Here is a 20,896-nt window from a genome sequence, read left to right on the forward strand (position 1 = left end):
GCTATTTTGAGATGAGTTTGACGTCAGAACAGATGGAATTGCGCGAAGACGATATTCGCAAGCACTACACTGCGGCCACCGCCTTGATGAACGGGTTCGAGCACGCGCCGCGGATTGCCAAAGCGGTTGAGGCCGCGGTTGAGAGGTCGCCGGGCGTCTCCACAGGTCGGCGGTTTCGGTCTACCACGCCGGGTCTGGTGACACGGCGCACTGTGCGGGCCGACGGGGTGCATCTGGTGGAACGGATTGAGGCGTCTGATGATGGCGATACGTTGGTTTCTCCGCCGCAGGCCACCACGCAACAGGCTATTCGTCGCGCCGTCGCCATCGCTCTGGCCGTGTCTGAGGCCTATGCCGAACAAACCCCTCTGGCCGATCTAAAACGTGCGAATTTGGCCGGGGATTTGCCCGCCGCGCGCAAGACCGAATTCTCGGAACTGCTGACGGCCGAGGCGCTGATCACCTCGCACAGTTTCGGCAATGCACTGGCCTATTTGATGTCCTCACATCTGGGTGAAACCACCGTTGATATTGGAGAAATCGAAGAGGTTCTGACCGACAATGGCCAGCTCGCCCTGCACGGCGCGCTGTGGGAGCTGGACCAGACCCTGGCCAAACACGCCCCCGATGACGCCCATCTGATCGCCGCCACCAGCGCCTATGCCGAGCAGCTGATGGACAAGGCCGCCCTGCGTGCTCAATCTGCAGGCCATCTGGCCCCGTTCCAGAACGCCGCCTGGCATATTGAGGCTGACGACCTGACAATCCGGGGTTTTGAGCCAGCGTCCAAAGCTAAATCCACCACCCTCACCATGACGTTCAAGAAACCGAACGAGGTGGTCGGCAACCATATCGCCAAATATCAGGCGATGAAGTTGGCCAAGATGGTGATGGCCTATGATTTCGATCGTCGTCTGAACCCGTTCGCCGAACTCGGCGGGTTCATCTTTACCTTCATGGGCGACGGCAAGCCGGGCACCGGCAAAACCACCCTGATCCAGATGATGGCCGGGCTGATCAATGACTATTGCCACAACGCGGGCTATCCGTTCCGCTATCAGAACCTGAGCACTGACAACATCGACAGCTACCAGGGTAAATCCGGCCAGAACGCCAAAGCCTTTATCAACACGATCATCGACCCTTCGGTCATCGGCTTCGGCACCATTGACGACATCGACCAGCTGGCGGGCAAACGCGGTGACCGGCAGTCGTCAGCCGGGCAGTTGGAAATCACCGCCGTGCTGATGGAGAGCTTTGCCGGCGCCAACACCGTCGTGCGCGGCAACTGCACCTTTGGCATGTTCTCGAACTACCCCGAGAATGTGGACGACGCCCTGCGTCAGCGGGCGGGCGCGCGGTTCCTGGTGGACGGGCCGCAAACGCGCGAGGATTACATCGACATCCTGCACCTGCTGATGGGCCGCAACCACGACATCCCGCTGGGCGAGCACGAAGCCTATGCCGCGCAAGAGATCAAGAAGGCCGTCGCTGCCAGTTTCGAAAGCCACTCCCGGCCGCATGAAGAGGCTCTCTTGCAGGTCTATGACCGGGTTTCAGGGCAGATCGGGCAGTTGGACACGATTGCCAAGATGGGCACCTACCTGAAGGCGATCCAACAGGCGGATGAACGGTTCACCGGCCGCGCGATCAAGAACATCACCGATGCGGTCAAGGTCCGCGCGATGGATTTCGAACTGCCCGACGAATGGATGGAGAACCCCGACCTGTTCCTGTTCCGCGACTACGTCACCAAGAAGGCCATGATCGAGGACCTGCGCCAGCCGATCACGGTGGAAATGGTGATGCAAGAGATCAATCGCTACGCCGACAGCGAGTTCCGCTATGCCGACAAGAGCGACGAGGTCGCCATCGACAACGCGGTGCGTGAGATGGGCCGGATGGAAGAGGCCAAGCGGCGGTATCTGGAGGGGAAGTGACCTATCTGATCGCCATAGGTCTACCGCTACTGGTGAGTACTGCGGTTGCTATACTAATAGGTTTACGAGCCTATCACACGGCTCGTGCGACCAAAGAGAATGGAAAGGAATGGCTTCTTCCATTGTTGGCCTACGGTGCGGCTTGCGCACCTCTAACAATTCTTGCCAGCTATGCTTTAACGGATGTTTTTGTCGACCGCTTTGCTGTGGACGCTGGCAACGCAAATCCCGCAGATGTTATGGTCTATTTTCAGCTACAGTTCTGGTTGATAGCAATACCCGTTGGATTCGCGATCATTTTTGCCTTCGCAAGAGGATTGCGCGCATGAGTTTTGAGTTAGAGAAAATCGTGGTTCTGGTTGAGCGTGATATCGCGGCGAAGCCGCGACGCGCCCGACCCGCTCCCCAGGGCGGGCGCGTTCCGCACCCACCCTCGGGCCGGGAGCATCGCTACCGTTGCGCGGGAAGGCAAACGTCATGATCCGCCTCATCGAAAAAGGCCTGATGTTCGGCAACCTCGTCCACATCTCCAGCCCGGCTCTGGTCGAGCGGTATAACCGCGCGTTGCAGCATCTGGCGGGCAGGACCACGGCGTTGACGGATTTCCATGTCGATATCTCGGGCTACTCGCCTGAGGTGGGGATTGAGCTGGAGGATGAGCTCTACCTCAACCCCAACGGGGTCAACCGGCAGTTCATCCTGCTGACGACCGAACAGAAACGTGCGCCTCTGCTGAACGTCAAATTCTCGACCTCGCGCGATATCCTGCGCGAATTTATCGAGATGAACGAGGCGCAACTGTTTGCCCTGACCGCCACCGATGCGGTGGCCGGAGAACTGGTGAACTCGGTCTTCAAACTCAGCAATCCCCGCGATCTGTTCAACCTGCGCAAGATCGAGATTGAGGCCGACACCGCGGGCGGCACCCTGCGCAAGGCCGAGCAACTGGCAGGTATGGTCGAACGCTTCAAGACCGAAGAGGATGCATGGTTCGACGATGTCCTGATCGCCAAAATGATCGAAACCTCGAAGGAAACCGGTGACGTCACCCGCAACCCGGTCCGTCTGCGCCATACGGCGTTTGAGCAGCAAAATTTCTGGACGGCGCATTTCGGCGGGCTCTATCTGTTCCCGGATCTGGATCATCCGGCGGCTATCTGCATGGGCGAAAAGCCCGACGATCTGAACATCAAATACACGTTTGACCCGTCGCATCGGAACCAGATCGCCAAGTTCCTGGACTATAACGACCTGGTCGAACCCATCGTCAAGGCGCGCGGCGTGGATGCTGCTGCGATCCTGCAGCAAAAGATGGACTTCCTGACCGTCGACGCGGCCGCTGATGCCGGGGTCGATCTGACTGGCCTGAACCGCAGTGATATGCGTCGGCTGGCGCGCACCCACGCGGATCGGTTGCCAGAGGCCTATCATGGGCTGGCGCAGCTATTGCGTTGGGCGACGGATGGCGGGCGGTGGCCCCGGATCACCTCGGATCATTCGGCGTATTTCTATACGCTGCGGGCCGCCGATACGCCGAACCGTGATCTGGTGAACATGCTGCTGGCCGAATTGGCCCCACTGGACCCGCGCCAGATGTTCATCTGCCACAAAGAGCTGTTCTATAGCACCTACAAATCCTGGTCCGAGGCCAAGAAGGCCTATGTTGCTGATTTCCTCGCGCGTGAGTATCAGGTGGACAAGGCGGGTGCCCGCGCTGCCCTGTTCGGACATGAGCCGGATATGAGCGGTCGAGACAGGATCAACGAGACCGTTATCGCCCGCGTTGGTCCCTGGGGCGCGTTAGGAAAGGATTGAAATGTTCGGAGCGATGCGCCTGTTTCTGGTCCTGCTAGTCATCCAGACCGTGGCCTATTTTGCCCTGTCGCTGTATTCACGCAGTGTGCGTCGCCGCAGGCTAGAGCATTGGTGGGACGAAAAGGGCAAAACCGGAGACAAGGCAGCCTTTGTCGCACGGGGGCTGCACGTCTATGACAATTCGTTCCGGCGCAAATTGATCCTGGGTGTCTATGTTGTGCCTTGGGTAGCGATCGGGTCGCTGATCTACATTGTGAACTACATGTGAGAGGTAAAGCATGGCCTATTTGAAATGGGCATTCATTCTGATTTTCTGGGGAACGGTCGCCGTAGTCCTTCAGTATTCTCTGCCGCAACGGGATGTGGTTCGGATCGTCAACACCTATGAAGAACGGCAGGACCTGAACGACTGGACCCGGATCTTCTGGTCCGAGCCCGATGATCAGTCGGCCAGTCTGTCGAACCGGGATGTACAGTTCATTCAGGCCGTACGTGCCAATGGCAAACCGATTGTGTATCGCAACGAAGATACCAGCTGGGGTTGGCCGCCCTATTTCAAATTCGACACTGCCAATTTGTATACCGAAGCCAATGACGCGATCTCGGACAAAAACGACCCGGACTGGGTTGCCGTGACGCATTATGGCTGGCGGAATGAGTTCATGTCGATCTTTCCCAACGCTGTCTTTATCAAACATGTCGATGGTCCGGATGCGCGTCTGATCCCTTGGTTCAACATTGTCTTCCTGACGGTCTTCTTTGCGATTGTCTGGGCAATCTGGGTGCGCTGGCGCAGGTTCCGCCAGGCGCGGATCGATCCGATGATCGAGAGTGTCGAGGATGGGTTGTATGCAACCGGCGACGCCATCGGTGAGCATCGCAACCGATTCCGCAAATGGTTGGACAGTTGGAAATCAAAGTGACGTGAATTCCCGGCGGGTCTTGGAGCTGTGCGCCTACCGCCGGGATAGCCCTTCATCGAACGATGAACTCGGCGTGTAATGCTCCGGCCGCTTTGATCGTTTTCAGGATGTCGATCATGTCGCGGGGTGAGACACCCAAAGCGTTTAGCCCTGCGACGACTTCGGACAAGGTCGTGGCCTCGGGAATTTCCGCCAAACCGGTGCCTTCCTCTTCTTCGATACCGGCTACGGTACGCGGAACCACGACGGTTTCGCCTCGGGCGAACGGGTTCGGCTGAACCGCGATAGGGGCCTCTTCGACCGTCAGTGTCAGGTTGCCCTGCGAGACTGCCACGCGTGAGATCCGCACTTCCTGACCCATGACAATCGTGCCCGAACGCTGATCGACTACTACCCGCGCCTTTGTTTCTGGCTCTACTAGGATATTTTCAATGCGCCCAAGCGCATGCGCGGTCGAGATCGCCTGTGTCGCTGCAATATTCAGTTCGACCGTCCCGGAATCGCGCATGATGGCAACGGCCCGATTGAATTCCGAATTGATTGCCAGCTCGATCCGACCGGCGGTTGTGAAATCCGGTTCACGCAGGGCCAGGCGCATTTGGGTCAGATCGGAAAGCTCAAAGTCGATTTCACGTTCGACCCGAGCTCCGGATGGGATCACACCGGATGTCGGAACCCCTTGGGTGACCGAAGCCGCATCGCTTTCGGCAACGGCGCCACCTGCAAGAACTGACCCCTGTGCCACCGCATAGATCTGACCATCTGCCGCATTCAGCGGTGTCATAATAAGCGTCCCGCCCAGCAAGCTTTTGGAATCGCCGATGGCCGAAACGGTGACGTCGATCTGTCCACCAACCCGCGAAAAGGGGGGCAGGCTGGCTGTCACAAGCACGGCGGCCACGTTTTTGGGGCGAAATTCCTCACCATTCACGTTCACACCAAGCCGTTCCAGAATATTGGACATGATCTCTTCGGTGAACGGAGAGTTCCTGAGCCCGTCGCCGGTACCATTCAATCCGACCACAAGGCCATAGCCAACAAGGTCATTGCCGCGCACCCCGTCGAATTCGACAAGGTCCTTCAGCCGGATTGCCCCGGCAAAAGACAGGCTCGGAAGCAGGATCAGGAGAAGGGCAAGTATTCTCATTTCAGGAAATTCACCAACGATAGGTTCGCGTTGCGAACGGTGACAGAATACAGGCTTTCCAATTGAAATTGGACAGTCTGCAGTTGCACTGCGGTTTGATACGGGTCCGCGGCGATCAGAGAGTTTCGGCTGTATTCCAGGCTTGTACGCGCCGCCGCATTGCGCGTGGCGGCTTGTTCAATCCTGGCCTCGGCGGCGCCAACATCCGCCCGCAGGTTCACTGTGCCATCCTGCGTATTGGCAAGCTCGACCCCCAGCTGGGTGAATAGGGACGTCCGCAGATCATTGGGCAGTCCCAGATTATCGTCCGAAACCAGAGCGGCGACGGCGATGTCCCGCAACGCGGCTTTGAGCGTCGGATCGGTCGCAGTGATCGGAATAGAGACACTTTCATTCTCCGAAATGCTCATCGGTGCCAGCGCTGTATCTGAGCCCTGATAGATAACCGCATCGAACCCCGCAGGATCATTGAACCAGTCTTCTGCGGCTTGAGTGATATCCGTGAGTGTTGTCAGCCCCGTCAAATCAGCCTCTAACGCGGCCAGCAGGGTATCCGCAGACGCCAGAGGCGACACATCCGTATCCACTCCGGAAAACAGGCTTCGGCCACCCGCACGGGTATTCAAAGCAGACATGACCGTATCCAGCTCATTTCTGGCCTGAACAGAGGCATGTTTATGGGTGACCGCCTGATTGGATGTCCCATATGCCAGCAAGGACGACGTCAGGCGCCCCACCGCGTCATCGATTGTTGTCAGGCTAAGCTGCATAGCGTCGGTGAACAGGCCAGCTTCGGCTGTGGCCACCTGAAAGGCATCCAGGCGTGATAGGTTTCGATCCATATCCAGAAGATAGGAATAATCCCCATCCAGATGGCCGGAGACATCCTGCACTTTGCCTGAAGACATCTCATAAGACAGGGTTTCGATCTGATTTTTGATATCAGTCGCCCGCGATTTCAGGGTCAATCCGCGCGCGAGGTCGCCCATAGAGGTTACATTCATCATCACAGCCTCAACAACGTATCCATAAGTTCATCGACGACCGAAACCAGTCTGGCATTTGCCGCATAGGCTTGTTCGATTTGCATTAGCCGCTGCAATTCCTGATCGGTATCGACGCCCTGTTCGGCCTCAATGGCCGTCATTTCCAGATTGGCGCTGTTTGCAAACACCCGCCGCCCATCGGCCACATGTGCGTCCGACCCAATCCGTGACAACAGCACCTCGGAGATGTCTGCGGCGCGCATGTTTCCGGCCGCGAAAACCGAGCCTGCAACAGGGCGCTCGTCGTTCAGAATTGAGCTGAAGGCGCGCAGTTGGCTGGCATCTCCGGCGCTGCCGGGTGTGGCCGCACCCAGCCCGGCCCGTAGTTTCCAGCTCTCTCCTCCGGCGTCCGGGTCAATGATTGCATTCAGACTGATGCGAGAGGCCAATCCCGTCACCGATGCCGGATCAAACCGGTTGCCATCATCGGTAAACACGCCCGGATCCGTGGCCAGCGCGGTCGGATCCAGCGCCGGCGTTTCGAACCTTTCGATAAGATCGCGCGCAACGGCATCCAGATCGACCTGAGCCTCAACCGCGATTTCATCCCGAATCTGGAATTGGGCCATCAATGCACCGCCGCGAATTTGGGCGAAATCGCCACTGGTACGGACAGGGTTTCCGTTCATCTCAAGCCCGGACAACAACCCGTTTGCCAGGGTCATATGGGGCTTGGTGTCGCCGGTTGTCGAAAAGGAGAACTCGGCCGCAGTGTTTTCCAGCAATATCAAGCCGCCATCAGAATAAAGCGAGACCTGATCATTGTCCCTTTGAATCACATTTACAGGAACCAGTTCGTTGACCTGATCAATCAGGACCTGTCGTTGATCCAGTAGCCCACCAATATCGGCGCCGGAATACTTAATGGCCGGGATCTTGGCATTCAGCTCTTCAATATCCTTGAGGGTCTGATTCAGGGTGTCGACCTGTTTGCCGATGGACCGGTCCGCGTTGGATCGCATCTGACGCAACCCTTCAGAGGCTTCGTTCAGACCGCGTGCCAGATCCTGAGCCGTGCGCGCGACCTGGTCCAGTCGTTCACTGGAATCCGGCAGGCTTGCCGCTGTTAACAGGCTGCTGTCGAAATCAGCCAGCCGAACCGAAAGCGATGCGGGATCATCGGCGGACCCTACCAAAGATTCCAACCTTGTGTGAAAGTCCGAAATGGCGGTGTGAAAGGCCAGATCGGCATCCGTGGCCCGACGGTTGGACATGAGGACGGGATCCTGATGACGAATGACACCTACGGTACGCACGCCGTGACCGGAAATCGTGTTGGTTGCCAGTTCCAGAGACCTGCGCGCGTAGCCGGGCGTCAATGCGTTTGCGATATTTTCGGACACAACCGCCGCACCGCGACTGGCGGCGGTCAGGCCGCCCAACGCGTTGTTCAATGCTGTGGACATATTCATTCTGCAGGTCCCTTTCCTGAATCAAAACCCTGATCAGCGTTTGATATTGGTTGTTTCCTGAAGCATCTCATCCACCGTTTGGATAACCTTTGCGCTGGAAGAGTAAGCCCGCTGTGTCTGGATCATCGAGGTCAGCTCGGTCGCCACATCGGTAGTGGATTCTTCGCGCGCAAAAGAAACCAGGTCGCCGGTTGGCCCGTCCCCCGCATTCCACAGAAAGAACGTCCCGCTTTCCCGGGATGGTGCATAGGTCTGGCTGTCCAGCGCGGTCAGTCCATTTGGGTTCGGAACATCCGCCAATGGGATTTGGTACATGCGTCGGCTGACGCCGGTATCGTAGAACGCATAAACATACCCGTTTTCGTCAACCTGAACGCTGGTCATGGTGCCGACCGCCGAACCGTCGCGCGTGATCGAAACTGGTGCAAATGTATCGGACAGTTGCGTGATTCCGTCGGCATCCCCGATTTCCCCTATATTGATCTCCATCGGGCCGCCGGCCACGTTCACCATAACGCTGCCGGTAGCTGGGTCATATGCACCGCCGGTGACCGCAGTTACGCTGGCCAGCGTGCCACCCGCAGTTCGGCTATCGGTGAAGGTCAGGGTGTATTCACCGATAATGGCGCCGCCCGAGGCTGAATCGCGCATGATCATCGTCCATTCGTTACTGCTGCCGGTGGCCGGCACTGTAGGGACAAGTTCGATATCAACGCTTTCGGATTTTCCCAGATTGTCGAAATATTCAACGGACAAGGGCTGCATGTCGCCAGGGGAACCCGCATCCGTAGTGGTCGCGGGCAGGTTCATGCGCAGATTCATCTGCGTCGTGGGCGCGCCCGACAGTTGATTAACACTGAGCTGAATGGGTTCAAGCGCAGCAGGCGTGTCACGTGGAACCGCAGGGATGGTTCCATCCGCATTCGCACGCCAACCCAGCAGAACAAGCCCTGATTCGGTGACCAGATATCCTTCTTCATTGGTGCGGAACGACCCTGTCGTGGTCAGCAACATCTCATTCGAACCGGCCGCGATCTGAGAACTTGGTCGTACCGGCATCATGCCGCGCCCACGCACCGCAAGGTCGGTGGAGTTGTTGGTTGTCACCAGTGAACCGCGCTGGTCGATCAGGCGTTGGCTGGTGGTGCGAACGCCCCCAGCGGAATAGCTGCCGCCCTGGCCGGAGGTGACCATAGAATGGAAATCAGTTTCCACCCGTTTATACCCGAAGGTTGATGAATTCGCGATATTGTCCGAGATCGTCGCCAGCCGGTTTGCGTTGGCCTTCAATGCGGCCACGCCAGCGTTCAGCGAAGAGGAAATTGTCATTGGCACGCCCTTCTGTTGCGTCAAATCTTGATGCAACAGCTAACGCGCTGGGCCTTAACAGCGCGCTAACAGGTAAAATGCCGTCTATCCTTTTATTCTCAGGTGCCGCGCAGAAAGATGATCTCGATCCTGTTGTTGCGTGCGGCCATCGGGTTTTCATCCGACAATTTTCGGTCGGCATGGCCGGTTACGCGGTCCAACCTGAGCGGCGCAACACCCTTGTCTTGCAGCATTTGGCGAACTTGCTGAGCGCGCGAGGTAGACAAATCCCAGGCCGGGTTTTTGGCCAGAACCACCGGCGAGGAACCGACATGCCCTCCGACCGCCATGTCATTTGTCACCAGATCAGAGGATCGGGCCACCAACAATGTCAGAGCACGCAGCATATTGGTTGGTTGGTTCGTCCCTGATTCGAACAGAGGTTGATCCTTGGTGGCAAAGAGTTCGATCACCAGACCCTCATCCGTCACGCGGGTGACGATATGTTTGAGGACCTTGTCGGACACCATGCTTTCGCCGGTTCGCCCCATAAGCTCTGATTCCAGTGAGGAAAAGTCTTCGACCGTTTCTTTTCCGCCGCCGTCCGAGCTGACGCCAACCGATCCACGTGCTTGTCGCGCGGGCGTCGGGCTGCGTTTGCTGGCGCCGGTGCCGTCCATGACCAGAGTTTCCTCGGAGAACATGTTATTGCCGCCAAAGGCCCCATCGCCGCCACCCGAAACCGGGTTTATGGGAATGGTCGGCGAAAAATAATCCGCAAGCCCTTTGCGTTGCTGTTCCGTTGTTGCATTCAGCAGCCACATCAACATGAAGAACGCCATCATGGCCGTGACAAAGTCGGCATATGCGACTTTCCACGCGCCACCATGGTGACCATCGCCACCTGACACACGTTTCTTCTTGATGATGATTGGCGCCACATTGGATTGCGCACCCATCTCCACCACCTTTTTATCACCCAGTTACAGGGGTAGCCGGGCAGGTCTTAAGGTGGGCTTAACACTTAAAACTGTCTTGAATTCCTCACTGCGGTAATGCTGCCCCGGCACGGCGCAGAATCAGTTGCAGGTGTTTGAAACTGTTGCTGATTCCGTCCGGCTCGGCCTTGCCGAAAAAACCATCAAGCTCATCATGAATCCGGACTGCCTGATCCAATAACAGGTCTGCCCCTTCGGCATAAAGCCCGGCTTTGATCATAACCTCGGATTGCTCGTAACTGCCAACCAGCTTGCGGGTTTCCGAGATCATCCGGTTTTCCGCATCCGAGGCAGCCGCGGGCAGGCTGCGTGAAACCGACCGGCTGAGGTCAATGGCGGGGAAACGGCCGCGCTCGGCGATTTCGCGGCTCAGGACGATATGCCCGTCCAGAACGCCACGCAGAATGTCCGCTATCGGTTCATCCATGTCCGAGCCCGCAACCAGAACGCTGAAAACTGCTGTGATATCACCCTGATCAGCCGTGCCCGGCCCGGTTCGTTCGCAAAGACCAGCGATCAAGGGCGTGACCGAAGGTGGGAACCCGCGCAAAGAGGGGGCCTCACCCATCGCAACGGCGATTTCGCGGTGCGCCTCGGCAAAGCGGGTGACCGAATCGGCCAGAAACAGGACGTTCAGCCCCTGATCCCGCAGGAATTCCGCGACTGAAAGTGCCGACCATGCACAGCGCCTGCGGGCCAGCGCTGACTGATCCGAGGTTGCCGCCACAACCACAGATCGTGCCAACCCCTCGGCCCCAAGCGCATGTTCAACGAACTCATTGACCTCACGACCCCGTTCGCCGACCAGAGCGACCACAACCGCGTCTGCCTGCATCGACCGCGCCAGGGTCGCCAACAGGGTCGACTTGCCGACCCCTGACCCGGCGAACAGGCCGATACGCTGCCCCTGCACCACAGGTAACATGGTGTTCATAATGCTCAGCCCGGTTTCCATCCGTGCGCCCAGCGGTTTGCGGACAACGGCAGGTGGCGGATTTTGCAGGATATCTCTTTCTTGAGTGCCCGACAGCAACGGCTTGCCGTCCAGCGGTTTGCCGAAGGGATCAATGACCCGACCCAGCCAGTGCAGTCCGGGGGAAAATGCCGGTGTCTGATTTAGAATCACCCGATCACCCAAGCAAACCCCATCGGGTGCAGCGGCGGGTAACATGTGGATCAGATCCGATTCGACATGCAGAACTTCACCTGCCAGATCCGGGCCGCTGCGCCGCCGCAGGGTCAGGTTGTCGCCGATGCGGGCAACGTACTCCAACCCCTTTATTTCTATGGCGCCGCGCCCAACACTGGCCACGCGGCCCATATGGCGCATGGCAGACAGACGGTCGAATTCGCATTTCAGAAGCATCGGGTCGAGATCGGTCATCGTGGGTTCTCCAACGGGTTTCTGAAAACGGTTTCTAAAGGAATCGGGGTTAAGCCTTGATTGAAATTGATCGAGGGAGAAGCCCCGATGTTCTCTGACCTGAACGTCTTTAAGACAGCGTACGCAATGGCAACCCATGCCGGGCAACGGCAGTCTGTCATTGCGCGAAACATGGCAAATGCGGATACGCCGGGTTATCAGCCCCGCGATATCGAGACCTTTCAGAAAGCTTTCGAAAGTTCCGGGCGTGAGGTTGCGATGACCGCCACGCGGGCCAGGCATCTGAACGGCGCAGCAGCAGCCCAGCCCTGGGCCGAGTTCGATGCCGCGCCCTCGGGCGATCCCAACGGAAATGGCGTTTCCCTTGAGGAAGAAATGCTCAAATCGGTTGAGGTCAAGCGTCAACATGACCGCGCGTTGGCGATCTATAAATCCTCGATTGGCATCCTGCGTACCAGCCTTGGTCGCGGGTGAGGAGGGCTGAGCGATGAGCGATTTTTCTCATTCCCTTTCCGCCTCGGCCAGCGCCCTGCGCGCGCAGGCTGCCCGTTTGCGGCACGTTTCCGAAAACATCTCGAACGCGGACACGCCGGGATATCGGCGCAAAACTGTGCCGTTCGAAGCGGTCAGCAAAGATGGCGCGCAAATGGTCGAGACCGGGCGCGTTAAGCTTGATCGCCGCGACCTGTCTCGCATTTATGACCCCGGCCATGCCTTGGCCGATGAGACCGGCCATTACCGCGGGTCCAATGTTGATTTGATGATCGAAATCGCTGACGCGCGCGAAGCGCAGCGCAGCTATGAGGCCAATCTCAAAATGTTCGACCAGACACGACAAATGTCGTCGAGCCTTATGGAACTTCTCAGAAAATAAAGGACACCAGAATGGATATCCGATCCCTGACCGCCGCGCAGAATTATGCCGTAGCGCGGCCTGCAACCCAGCCCGATCCCGATCTTGCCGGAATGGCACAGGGGTTGCGGTCAACTTTTCAGGACTTTGCCGCGACACTGAAACAGTCCGAGCAAATGTCTGGCGCGGCGATGACCGGCCAGGCCGACCCGCACGCGCTGGTTCAGGCGTTGGCGCAGACCGAACTGGCCGTGGAAACCGCCGTGATCGTGCGTAACAAAGTGGTCGAGGCCTATCAGGAAATCCTGCGGATGCCGGTCTGATAGATGCTCAGCGAAGGTCTCTATTATGACATCGTCCGCCAGGCATTGTGGGTTGCGGTGATCACATCCGTCCCGATCCTGGCGGTGGCACTGGTCTCGGGTCTGGTTGTGGGTCTGTTCCAGGCGCTGACCTCGGTGCAGGAAATGACGCTGACCTTCGTGCCAAAGCTAATCGCCATCGTGATCGTGTTCTGGATTTCGATGGGGTTCATGACCCAGACGCTGGTGACGTTCTTCACCTCAACCCTCATCCCACTGATCGCCGGAGGCCGCTGATGGATACCTCATATACCACCTTGTCCCGCCAATCGGGGCTGATGAATGAAATGCGGCTGGTGGCGAACAATATCGCCAACGCCAATACCACGGGGTACCGCCAGCAGGGCTTGGTGTTTTCCGAGTTCGTGAAAGCCTCGCCGGGCAATCCGTCCTTGTCCATGGCGCGGGCAGAGGCGCGCAATACCTCGTTGCAACAAGGCGTTCTGACCGAAACCGGCGGGCAATTTGATTTCGCCATCGAAGGCGACGGGTTTTTCATGATCGAAACCCCCAGCGGCAACCGGCTGACACGGGCGGGTGCGTTTTCACCCAGTGCCGAGGGTGATCTGGTTAATATGGATGGGTACCGGGTTCTGGACAGCAATGGCGCTCCTGTTTTCATTCCGCCGGATGCCGCGTCGATTGATGTCGGCAGCGACGGTACGCTCAGTATTGAAGGGCAGGTTCTGGGACAGATCGGCGTCTACCGCGTTGCTGATCCCACGAGCCTGGTGCGCGAAGGCAGCACGCAATTTCGGTCAGATGCAGCGATTGAACCCGTGGAGGAGCCGGTCATTGTGCACCGATTCCTCGAAGGATCGAACGTGAACGCGATCGAACAGGTCACCCGGATGATCGAAATCCAGCGCGCCTATGAGTTGGGGCAGAGTTTTCTTGAAACCGAAGACGAACGTGTGCGTGGGGCGCTTAAGGTGCTGATGCGCTGATTTGATAACGGAGGAATTGATATGCGTGCACTGAAAATCGCAGCGACAGGCATGACCGCGCAGCAGATGCGGGTTGAGACGATCTCGAACAATCTGGCGAATATGAATACCACAGGCTACAATGCGCGCCGCGCCGAGTTTGCAGACCTGCACTATCAACAAATGGCGCGCGCGGGGACGGTGAATGCCAATGACGGCACCGTCTTGCCCACAGGTATACAACTGGGTCTGGGGGTGCGCCCGGCTGCGGTCACCGTGCAGCTGGCACAGGGTGCGTTGGCGGCCACTGGCAGCGATTTGGATGTCGCAATCGAAGGGCGCGGCTATCTTGAGGTGACGTTGCCCAGCGGTCAGTCTGGCTTTACCCGTGACGGCAGCCTGAAACGCTCGGCAGAAGGGTTGATCGTCACTTCAGATGGCTTCGCTGTCGCGCCAGAGATCACAATCCCAGACGATGCAAGGTCGATCTCGATCAATGCATCGGGTGAGGTCTACGCCTATTTCGATGATACCGCCGAAGGACAGTTGCTCGGTGAATTCACCCTGGCCAGTTTTTCCAATGCCAAGGGGCTGGAGGCGATCGGCAGCAACCTGTTCAAAGAAACCGAAGCCTCGGGCGCGCCTGTTATCGGCACTCCGGGCGAGGGTGGGATGGGCACATTGCGTCAGGGATATCTCGAGGACAGCTCGGTAGATGCCGTGCGCGAAGTCACCGAACTGATCGAAGCCCAGCGAGGGTATGAGATGAACGCCAAGGTCATCTCGGCCGTCGATCAGATGATGGGCGCAACAACGCAGGTGCGGTGATGCGCGCCCTATTCATAGCACTGGTGACGATCAGCCCGCTTTGTGCCTTGGCTGAGATCGTGGTGCCGATCCGGACCATACGCGCCAAAGAGGTGATCTCGGCCGCCGATCTTGAGATCAAAGATCAGGTTGTCCTCGGAGCGGTTACAAACCCTGATGATTTGATCGGTCAGGAAGCACGCGTCGCGCTTTACCCCGGACGCCCGGTTCGCGCAGCAGATGTCGGGCCGCCCGCGCTGGTGGACCGCAATGATCTGGTGGTTCTGGTCTTTGACCGTCGTCCCCTTTCGATCAAGGCCGAAGGCCGTGCCCTGGGGCGCGGGGCTGTCGGCGACCGAATTCGGGTCATGAATCTGTCGTCACGTACAACTGTTGTTGGCTTTATCCGGCCTAACGGTCAAATCGAGGTAAAATGATGTTCGGAAAACTAAAACTGTTGATGATGGCATGTCTGGCTCTGACCGCCTGTGGTCGACTGGATCATTTGGGAAAACCGCCAAGTTTCACACCCGCGGACGAATCTGCTGAACATGTCGCCATGCTGTGGCCGGGTTTACCGTTGCACACGCAGCCGCAACGCAATGTGGATCGGTCATCGCTGTGGAGCGGGGGGCAGCAATCGCTTTTGGGTGATCAGCGCGCGATCAAAAAGGGCGATATCCTGACAGTTGTGATCGAGCTGGACGAGAAAGCCGAGATTTCCAACGATACGAACCGCTCGCGCAGCGGGTCCGAAAGCCTTGAGGTTCCAGAGCTGTTCGGCCTGCCGCAGCGCGCATTGGAACGGCTGCCCGATGGGGCGACGCTGGACGAAGCTGTCGGGATCGACTCATCCTCGGTCAGTAAAGGCAAGGGCTCGGTCAAGCGTAAGGAAAAGCTGACCCTGCGGGTTGCGGCGACCGTCATCGACGCCTTACCGAATGGCGTGCTGGCCATATCCGGCTCGCAAGAGCTGCGCGTTAATTTCGAGCTGCGAGAGCTTTTGGTCACGGGATATGTGAGGCCACAGGACATCTCGCGGAAGAATGAAATCACCTATGACAAGATCGCCTCGGCGCGCGTGTCTTATGGTGGCCGAGGCCAGATCACGGATGTGCAGCAGCCTCGTTACGGCCAGCAGGTCCTCGATACACTTTTGCCGTTCTGAGGTCGTATAACAATGAAAAAGCTACTTCCTATATTGTTTCTGCTTGTTGGCCTAGGCGGTGGAATTGGTGCGGGAATTGCCATGTCTCCTTCTGGAAAAACCAAAGATGGTGACATGGATAAATCCGCTGCCGCCGAACCCAAGAAAGCCAAGGAGAAGGCCACTAAGACCAAGTCGGACAAAAAGGATACGTCCAGCAAGTATGAATATCTGAAGATGACGAAACAGTTTGTGATCCCGGTCGTGAAGTCCGACCGGATTGCCGCGTTGGTCACAATGTCGCTGAGCCTGGAAACCAAACCCGGCGTTGCTGAAACGATTTATGAGTTTGAGCCAAAGTTGAGAGATGGGTTTCTGCAGGTTCTTTTCGATCACGCAAATACCGGTGGTTTCAACGGCAACTTTACGGAATCCGATAATCTGGATTTGGTCCGAAAGGCTTTGCTGCAGGTCGCCAAGAAGGATTTGGGTGATGACGTGCTGCAAGTCCTGATCATGAGTGTTAACCGTCAGGATACTTGAAGCCTGTTTCGGCCCGCTTATTGCCGCGATCGCTTTTTCATAAGCATGTCTCGGCGGGCCTTTTGTTGTTCTTCAAGCAGCTGTCCTAGGGCCTGTTTGCGTCCGAACGCTTTCCGCAAGGCTTGCATCTTGGTTAGCTTTTGCGCTCGGACGCGCGCAAGGTCTGTATTGAGTTTTCGTCGGGTTGCCTCTTCCCATCCACGCCACAGAACATCAGTGCCGGTGACCTGATATCCATCAGCTTGGCCGCTGTTTTGACGGGTCTGCTGAAGCTGTGCGTCCAATCGGCTCAGTTTTTGCAAAATCTCGGCCTCGGCTTCGATATATGGGCGCAAGGTCTGTTGCTCTTTTTGGAAGGCCGCGTCGGATAAACGCTTCAGATCGGCAAGTCCGGTAAACCGCATCAAATTCTGTCCTTCGCGCGTTTGCGCATGGCTTCGGCAAAGCGGATGGCGGCTGCGACAGGGCGATAGTGTTCCGGGGCGATCTCATGCCCGATTTCGACGGTCGCATGGAGAGCCCGTGCGGTGGGGGGATCCGAGTGTATCGGAACCCCGGCCTCGGCCGCAGAGGCGCGGATGGCGGCCGCAATCTGGTCGACACCTTTCGCCACGCATGTCGGTGCGGAGCCGGCCGTCCGCTGCCATTTGAGAGCCACCGCATAATGGGTCGGGTTCACGATGACTACATCCGCAGTTGGGACATCCGCCATCATCTGATTTGCCGCAATTTCCTGCGCGCGCTGGCGGCGCTGTTGTTTGACATGCGGGTCGCCTTCGGCGTCTTTGGTCTCGTCCTGAATTTCTTTGCGGGACATCCGGTTCTTGCGCATATGTTCGGAATATTGCCACAGGTAGTCCACGACTCCGATGGCCAGTGCGATGGTGACAACGATGAATAGGAACCGGAATAAAAGGTTCATCATCAAGACGATCGACGATTGCGGCGGCGCGGCGCTGGCAGTCAAAATCTCGGGCAGGTTGACGCGCAGAAACATCAACAGGCAGACGCAATAAATCAGCAGCTTCGCAAAGCTTTTGGCAAATTCGAACAGACCGCCGCGCCCGAATTTGTTCTTGGCGTTGGAGAGGATCGAAATTCGAGACAGCTTGGGATGCGGCTTGCTGGGGGCAAAAACCAGGGCCTTTTGGGCGATCAGGCTTAGCAAAACCGCAGTGGCGGGAAGAACAAATATCGTTGCCATTGAGATTGCGGCCTTGCCCAGCATCCCACCCACCAGGCCGTCGGCCGGGCCAGCCGTCAACATGGTGCTGATCTTATCGGATTGGTCGATCAGGACGACAAACAAGGTGCCCAGATGCAGAACGCCCATCTGGCCTGCGAAAAGCAAACCGATCAGCAGCCCGACATATGCCGCGACAACTGACAGGTCGTTTGACCTGGCGACCTCACCCTTTTCCCGTGCCTTCAGAAGCTTTTGCGGCGTCGGGTCATATGACTTGTCGCTGTCGTCGTCCTGTCCGCTCATCTCGGATCTTTCAGCGGGTTCTGCATGAAATCAAACAGGGCATCGGACCAGACCGACAGGATCAGAGGCGCGCCGGCGAAAAGTAGGAACAGCCCCGCAAATGTGATGGCCGGGGCGCCGACAAATGCCACCATCAGCTGTGGCATGGCGCGGTTGATGACACCAAGCGCAAGGTTGTAGATCAGCGAGGCAATCACAAACGGCATCGCCAGTGCGAATGCCAGGCTGAAACTGTACGAGACCCGTTCCACGCCCCATTGCGACAAATCCGGCGCCGCAGGTGTGGTTCCGGTGGGAAACAGATCGTAGCTGTGGATCAAGAACTCTGCCAAACGGATGTGAAGGCCAAGTAGTACAGCAAGGGCCAACCCGGCCAGCGTCAGCAGATAACCCATGGCCGGAACTGGATCGGCGGCGGCCCCACCCAGAATTTGCGAGAGTGACGTCGCCTGTGCCGCAATGGATCCTGCCGTTTGCAGGGTCAGAACAAAGATGCGCAGCGCCATCCCCAACGCCATTCCGACAAAAACTTCGGTTCCGATCAGCTGGACCATGGACAGGAATTCGGGATCGAATTCCTTTGTCGGCACTGCTGGCGCCACGATCAACGTAAAGGCAACGGCAGTGCCAAGTTTGACACGGGTGGGGATGCTGCGTTCTCCGAATGCAGGCATCAAGGATACCATTGCCGAAACGCGCAGGAAAACACCAAAGAAATGCCAGGTCCCAGAGCCCAGGTGCGGCAAGAGTTCGGGTGGGAGGGCGATCATGCGGGTACCGTGCCTACAAGTGCGGGCCGCGCCTCGAGCCCGATTTCCTCAAATGACAGGACCGGATTGGACACGCCGCGCGCATGCATGATCGTACGCAGCAGCCTGCGGCGCCGGGTCGAGGTCACGACGGCGGGAAAGATGCCATGGTCAGCAGAATGTGAGACACTGTTCACCACGCCATCTGCAAGCTTGTTGAACAGGTTCGGTGGCAGGGCGACATCCAGCCCTGCATTGGGTGCATCGACCTGATAGGTGGCAAATGTGTCTTCCCATTCCGGTGCAAGCTGGATCAGCGGGATCGACCCGTCTTCGCGTTTCATGTCAGCCACAAGCTGGAACCCAAGTCGCTGCCGCACCAGTTCGCAAATCCCCTCGGGTTGCGTGGTGGTCAGGCGCGCCTCGGCGATGCTTTCGAGGATAAGCGCCAGATTGCGGATCGAAACCCGTTCGTCCAGCAACAGGCGCAGGACGGCGTGAAGTGTGTCGATTGGAACTTTGTCGGGGATCAGCTCGTCCAGCATTTTCCGGTTTGCCTCGGCGCGAACCGGGTCGCTGAGCCGGGTCATCTCGGACAGCAGCTTGCGTAGCGCCTTCAGCGTCAACAGACGCGAGAAGTTCTGTTTGATGATTTCCAGCAGATGCGTGGCCAGTATTTCCGGGGGCGAGACAATCGTAGCGCCGCTCATGGCTGCGGCCTCTTGATCCTTGGGCAGGATCCAACGTGCAGGCGCACCATAGACGGGTTCGGTGACATCCCTGCCCTCGGGTAAAAGATCGTGCCCGTCCTGAACCAGCGCCAGAATCAGATCGGGGTTCAGGGCACCACGGGCCTGTTCCACCCCATGTACCTTGATGACATATGTTCCCATCGGCAGCTCGGCCCGGTCGGTCAGACGGATATCGGGCAGGATCAATCCAAAGGTCGAGGCGACATAGGTCCGCATATTCGCAATGCGTGCATCCAGTCCGGTGCCCTGGTTCAGGACCATGCTGACCAGATCCGGTGCGAATTCCAGGTGAACATCATCGAGGTCGAGAATATCGCCAATCGCTTGTGATACCGCTTCGTCTGCCTCGGTCGACGCGGTTTGTGCCTGAGTTTCTCGCTGGTGCTGTTTTCGGTGCACCGCATAGGCGGCGTAGCCCAAAACGCAGGCCCCCAGAATAAAGGGCAGAAACGGCAAGCCCGGAACCAGGGCGAACAGCACCATCAGACCGGCAACAGTGCCAAGGGCGGCCGGGTGGCGCCCCAGTTGCGAGAGGATGGCGGTGTCAGTTGCGCCCTGCGTGCCGCCACGTGCCAAAAGCAAAGCGGAGGCGATCGAGATGATCACGGCCGGTATTTGCGAGACCAGACCATCGCCCACCGTCAGGATAGCGTAGGTTTCGAACGCCGATGACACCGGCATCCCGTGCACGATCACGCCCATGACAAGCCCCATGACCAGATTCAGCAGGGTGATCAAAAGCCCGGCAACTGCGTCGCCTTTGACGAATTTCGACGCCCCGTCGAGCGAGCCGAAAAAGGTGGTTTCCTGTTGTTCCCGTTCGCGCCGCTCCTTGGCCTCTTGATGGTCGATGGCGCCAGCGGACATATCACTGTCGATGGCCAGCTGTTTCCCGGGCATCCCATCCAGGGCAAATCGCGCACCAACTTCGGCCATGCGGGCCGCGCCTTTGTTGATGACCATAAAGTTCACGATCAACAGGACGCCGAACACGACAAGGCCCAGGAATATGCTGCCGCCCATGACGAAGCTTGCGAATCCCTCGATCACATCGCCGGCGGCATTGGGGCCGGTATGCCCCTGACCGATAATCAGCTTGGTCGATGAGACGTTCAACGACAGCCGGAGCATCAAAGACCCCAGAAGGATGGTCGGGAAGGAAGAGAAATCCAGCGGCCGTTCGATGAACAGGGTCAGCGTGAAAATCAGGATCGCCAGGGCGAAGGACGTGGCCAGTCCGACATCCAGAACCCAGGACGGCATGGGCAGGATCATCATCACGATGACGGTCATCA

General features: G+C 57.9%; 24 protein-coding genes. 14 read left to right on the forward strand and 10 right to left on the reverse strand.

The window, feature by feature from the left end; all coding sequences use genetic code 11:
* Positions 1–11 precede the first annotated feature (11 nt).
* The 5 genes from AC2FJV_RS13030 (at position 12) to AC2FJV_RS13050 (ending at position 4,678) form a co-directional block, all read left to right on the forward strand.
* Positions 12–1,940, forward strand: a complete 1,929-nt coding sequence (locus AC2FJV_RS13030) for an AAA family ATPase (protein WP_496713905.1) — start codon at positions 12–14, stop codon at positions 1,938–1,940.
* Positions 1,937–2,269 (forward strand): hypothetical protein, encoded by a 333-nt coding sequence (locus tag AC2FJV_RS13035; RefSeq protein ID WP_281995570.1) that lies wholly within the window; start codon positions 1,937–1,939, stop codon positions 2,267–2,269. The genes AC2FJV_RS13030 and AC2FJV_RS13035 overlap by 4 nt, the downstream gene beginning before the upstream one ends.
* Positions 2,270–2,417: 148 nt before the next feature.
* Positions 2,418–3,755 carry a DUF6638 family protein gene (locus AC2FJV_RS13040; RefSeq protein WP_496713906.1) on the forward strand — a complete coding sequence of 446 codons (1,338 nt, stop codon included), beginning with the start codon at positions 2,418–2,420 and terminating at the stop codon, positions 3,753–3,755.
* 1 nt (position 3,756) lies between these two features.
* Entirely contained in the window at positions 3,757–4,023 is a 267-nt protein-coding gene (locus AC2FJV_RS13045) for a hypothetical protein (RefSeq protein ID WP_271950857.1), read from the forward strand.
* A 10-nt stretch (positions 4,024–4,033) separates the two neighbouring features.
* Positions 4,034–4,678 (forward strand): DUF1523 family protein, encoded by a 645-nt coding sequence (locus AC2FJV_RS13050; RefSeq protein ID WP_142638340.1) that lies wholly within the window; start codon positions 4,034–4,036, stop codon positions 4,676–4,678.
* Between the two features lie 52 nt (positions 4,679–4,730).
* Here AC2FJV_RS13050 and AC2FJV_RS13055 read toward each other — a convergent pair whose 3' ends face one another.
* From AC2FJV_RS13055 to AC2FJV_RS13080, 6 genes are all read right to left on the reverse strand, one after another.
* Positions 4,731–5,825: a flagellar basal body P-ring protein FlgI gene (locus AC2FJV_RS13055; RefSeq protein WP_496713907.1), complete on the reverse strand. Its 1,095-nt coding sequence runs from the start codon at positions 5,823–5,825 to the stop codon at positions 4,731–4,733.
* A complete protein-coding gene (locus tag AC2FJV_RS13060) occupies positions 5,822–6,832 on the reverse strand; it encodes a flagellin (RefSeq protein WP_496713908.1) in 1,011 nt (336 codons plus the stop codon). Before AC2FJV_RS13060 ends, AC2FJV_RS13055 begins: the two co-directional genes overlap by 4 nt.
* Positions 6,832–8,283, reverse strand: coding sequence for a flagellar hook-associated protein FlgK (gene flgK / locus AC2FJV_RS13065; RefSeq protein WP_496713909.1), 1,452 nt, complete (start codon positions 8,281–8,283; stop codon positions 6,832–6,834). Before flgK ends, AC2FJV_RS13060 begins: the two co-directional genes overlap by 1 nt.
* A gap of 33 nt (positions 8,284–8,316) precedes the next feature.
* On the reverse strand, positions 8,317–9,612 hold the full coding sequence (locus AC2FJV_RS13070) for a flagellar hook protein FlgE (RefSeq protein ID WP_496713910.1): 1,296 nt from the start codon (positions 9,610–9,612) through the stop codon (positions 8,317–8,319).
* A gap of 98 nt (positions 9,613–9,710) precedes the next feature.
* Positions 9,711–10,550: a flagellar motor protein MotB gene (locus AC2FJV_RS13075; RefSeq protein ID WP_496689865.1), complete on the reverse strand. Its 840-nt coding sequence runs from the start codon at positions 10,548–10,550 to the stop codon at positions 9,711–9,713.
* An 85-nt stretch (positions 10,551–10,635) separates the two neighbouring features.
* A complete protein-coding gene (locus AC2FJV_RS13080) occupies positions 10,636–11,973 on the reverse strand; it encodes a FliI/YscN family ATPase (protein WP_496713911.1) in 1,338 nt (445 codons plus the stop codon).
* Positions 11,974–12,060: 87 nt separating this feature from the next.
* Between AC2FJV_RS13080 and AC2FJV_RS13085 the strand changes: the two genes are divergently transcribed.
* The 9 genes from AC2FJV_RS13085 to AC2FJV_RS13125 are packed head-to-tail and all read left to right on the forward strand — an operon-like array spanning position 12,061 to position 16,611.
* On the forward strand, positions 12,061–12,447 hold the full coding sequence (locus AC2FJV_RS13085; RefSeq protein ID WP_496694130.1) for a FlgB family protein: 387 nt from the start codon (positions 12,061–12,063) through the stop codon (positions 12,445–12,447).
* 13 nt (positions 12,448–12,460) lie between these two features.
* Positions 12,461–12,847, forward strand: coding sequence for a flagellar basal body rod protein FlgC (gene flgC, locus AC2FJV_RS13090; RefSeq protein WP_281973567.1), 387 nt, complete (start codon positions 12,461–12,463; stop codon positions 12,845–12,847).
* An 11-nt stretch (positions 12,848–12,858) separates the two neighbouring features.
* Positions 12,859–13,149 carry a flagellar hook-basal body complex protein FliE gene (fliE, locus tag AC2FJV_RS13095; protein WP_496713912.1) on the forward strand — a complete coding sequence of 97 codons (291 nt, stop codon included), beginning with the start codon at positions 12,859–12,861 and terminating at the stop codon, positions 13,147–13,149.
* Positions 13,150–13,152: 3 nt separating this feature from the next.
* Positions 13,153–13,425, forward strand: a complete 273-nt coding sequence (locus AC2FJV_RS13100) for a flagellar biosynthetic protein FliQ (RefSeq protein ID WP_142638323.1) — start codon at positions 13,153–13,155, stop codon at positions 13,423–13,425.
* Entirely contained in the window at positions 13,425–14,135 is a 711-nt protein-coding gene (locus tag AC2FJV_RS13105) for a flagellar hook-basal body complex protein (RefSeq protein WP_496694093.1), read from the forward strand. Before AC2FJV_RS13100 ends, AC2FJV_RS13105 begins: the two co-directional genes overlap by 1 nt.
* Before the next feature lie 21 nt (positions 14,136–14,156).
* Positions 14,157–14,942, forward strand: a complete 786-nt coding sequence (flgG, locus tag AC2FJV_RS13110; protein ID WP_142638319.1) for a flagellar basal-body rod protein FlgG — start codon at positions 14,157–14,159, stop codon at positions 14,940–14,942.
* Positions 14,942–15,358, forward strand: coding sequence for a flagellar basal body P-ring formation chaperone FlgA (gene flgA, locus AC2FJV_RS13115; protein ID WP_281995580.1), 417 nt, complete (start codon positions 14,942–14,944; stop codon positions 15,356–15,358). Before flgG ends, flgA begins: the two co-directional genes overlap by 1 nt.
* The gene (gene flgH, locus AC2FJV_RS13120) at positions 15,358–16,089 is read left to right on the forward strand and encodes a flagellar basal body L-ring protein FlgH (protein WP_425596250.1); all 732 of its coding nucleotides are present in this window, start codon (positions 15,358–15,360) and stop codon (positions 16,087–16,089) included. Before flgA ends, flgH begins: the two co-directional genes overlap by 1 nt.
* Before the next feature lie 12 nt (positions 16,090–16,101).
* Entirely contained in the window at positions 16,102–16,611 is a 510-nt protein-coding gene (locus AC2FJV_RS13125) for a flagellar basal body-associated protein FliL (protein WP_271950818.1), read from the forward strand.
* A 17-nt stretch (positions 16,612–16,628) separates the two neighbouring features.
* On the opposite strand, the gene AC2FJV_RS13130 is transcribed toward AC2FJV_RS13125, so the two are convergent.
* Genes AC2FJV_RS13130 through flhA form a run of 4 tightly spaced genes read right to left on the reverse strand, consistent with a single transcriptional unit; the run spans position 16,629 to position 20,894 of the window.
* A complete protein-coding gene (locus tag AC2FJV_RS13130) occupies positions 16,629–17,015 on the reverse strand; it encodes a hypothetical protein (protein ID WP_142638311.1) in 387 nt (128 codons plus the stop codon).
* The gene (flhB, locus tag AC2FJV_RS13135) at positions 17,015–18,100 is read right to left on the reverse strand and encodes a flagellar type III secretion system protein FlhB (protein WP_496713913.1); all 1,086 of its coding nucleotides are present in this window, start codon (positions 18,098–18,100) and stop codon (positions 17,015–17,017) included. The genes AC2FJV_RS13130 and flhB overlap by 1 nt, the downstream gene beginning before the upstream one ends.
* Positions 18,097–18,870 carry a flagellar biosynthetic protein FliR gene (locus AC2FJV_RS13140; RefSeq protein ID WP_496713914.1) on the reverse strand — a complete coding sequence of 258 codons (774 nt, stop codon included), beginning with the start codon at positions 18,868–18,870 and terminating at the stop codon, positions 18,097–18,099. Before AC2FJV_RS13140 ends, flhB begins: the two co-directional genes overlap by 4 nt.
* Positions 18,867–20,894 (reverse strand): flagellar biosynthesis protein FlhA, encoded by a 2,028-nt coding sequence (gene flhA / locus AC2FJV_RS13145; protein WP_496689896.1) that lies wholly within the window; start codon positions 20,892–20,894, stop codon positions 18,867–18,869. The genes AC2FJV_RS13140 and flhA overlap by 4 nt, the downstream gene beginning before the upstream one ends.
* Positions 20,895–20,896 lie beyond the last annotated feature (2 nt).

It is taken from the genome of Ruegeria sp. CDSA241 (assembly GCF_059611265.1).

Bases quoted from the DNA above. Each gene is read 5' to 3' on its own strand.
- AC2FJV_RS13030 (WP_496713905.1), top strand. From the start codon at position 12: ATGAGTTTGACGTCAGAACAGATGGAATTGCGCGAAGACGATATTCGC.
- AC2FJV_RS13105 (WP_496694093.1), top strand. From the start codon at position 13,425: ATGGATACCTCATATACCACCTTGTCCCGCCAATCGGGGCTGATGAAT.
- AC2FJV_RS13125 (WP_271950818.1), top strand. From the start codon at position 16,102: ATGAAAAAGCTACTTCCTATATTGTTTCTGCTTGTTGGCCTAGGCGGT.
- AC2FJV_RS13060 (WP_496713908.1), bottom strand. From the start codon at position 6,832: ATGATGAATGTAACCTCTATGGGCGACCTCGCGCGCGGATTGACCCTG.
- AC2FJV_RS13050 (WP_142638340.1), top strand. From the start codon at position 4,034: ATGGCCTATTTGAAATGGGCATTCATTCTGATTTTCTGGGGAACGGTC.
- flgA (WP_281995580.1), top strand. From the start codon at position 14,942: ATGCGCGCCCTATTCATAGCACTGGTGACGATCAGCCCGCTTTGTGCC.
- flgH (WP_425596250.1), top strand. From the start codon at position 15,358: ATGTTCGGAAAACTAAAACTGTTGATGATGGCATGTCTGGCTCTGACC.
- AC2FJV_RS13055 (WP_496713907.1), bottom strand. From the start codon at position 5,825: ATGAGAATACTTGCCCTTCTCCTGATCCTGCTTCCGAGCCTGTCTTTT.
- flgK (WP_496713909.1), bottom strand. From the start codon at position 8,283: ATGAATATGTCCACAGCATTGAACAACGCGTTGGGCGGCCTGACCGCC.
- flhA (WP_496689896.1), bottom strand. From the start codon at position 20,894: ATGACCGTCATCGTGATGATGATCCTGCCCATGCCGTCCTGGGTTCTG.
- AC2FJV_RS13140 (WP_496713914.1), bottom strand. From the start codon at position 18,870: ATGATCGCCCTCCCACCCGAACTCTTGCCGCACCTGGGCTCTGGGACC.
- AC2FJV_RS13080 (WP_496713911.1), bottom strand. From the start codon at position 11,973: ATGACCGATCTCGACCCGATGCTTCTGAAATGCGAATTCGACCGTCTG.
- AC2FJV_RS13085 (WP_496694130.1), top strand. From the start codon at position 12,061: ATGTTCTCTGACCTGAACGTCTTTAAGACAGCGTACGCAATGGCAACC.
- AC2FJV_RS13100 (WP_142638323.1), top strand. From the start codon at position 13,153: ATGCTCAGCGAAGGTCTCTATTATGACATCGTCCGCCAGGCATTGTGG.
- flgC (WP_281973567.1), top strand. From the start codon at position 12,461: ATGAGCGATTTTTCTCATTCCCTTTCCGCCTCGGCCAGCGCCCTGCGC.
- AC2FJV_RS13130 (WP_142638311.1), bottom strand. From the start codon at position 17,015: ATGCGGTTTACCGGACTTGCCGATCTGAAGCGTTTATCCGACGCGGCC.
- AC2FJV_RS13070 (WP_496713910.1), bottom strand. From the start codon at position 9,612: ATGACAATTTCCTCTTCGCTGAACGCTGGCGTGGCCGCATTGAAGGCC.
- flgG (WP_142638319.1), top strand. From the start codon at position 14,157: ATGCGTGCACTGAAAATCGCAGCGACAGGCATGACCGCGCAGCAGATG.
- AC2FJV_RS13075 (WP_496689865.1), bottom strand. From the start codon at position 10,550: ATGGGTGCGCAATCCAATGTGGCGCCAATCATCATCAAGAAGAAACGT.
- fliE (WP_496713912.1), top strand. From the start codon at position 12,859: ATGGATATCCGATCCCTGACCGCCGCGCAGAATTATGCCGTAGCGCGG.
- AC2FJV_RS13045 (WP_271950857.1), top strand. From the start codon at position 3,757: ATGTTCGGAGCGATGCGCCTGTTTCTGGTCCTGCTAGTCATCCAGACC.
- flhB (WP_496713913.1), bottom strand. From the start codon at position 18,100: ATGAGCGGACAGGACGACGACAGCGACAAGTCATATGACCCGACGCCG.
- AC2FJV_RS13040 (WP_496713906.1), top strand. From the start codon at position 2,418: ATGATCCGCCTCATCGAAAAAGGCCTGATGTTCGGCAACCTCGTCCAC.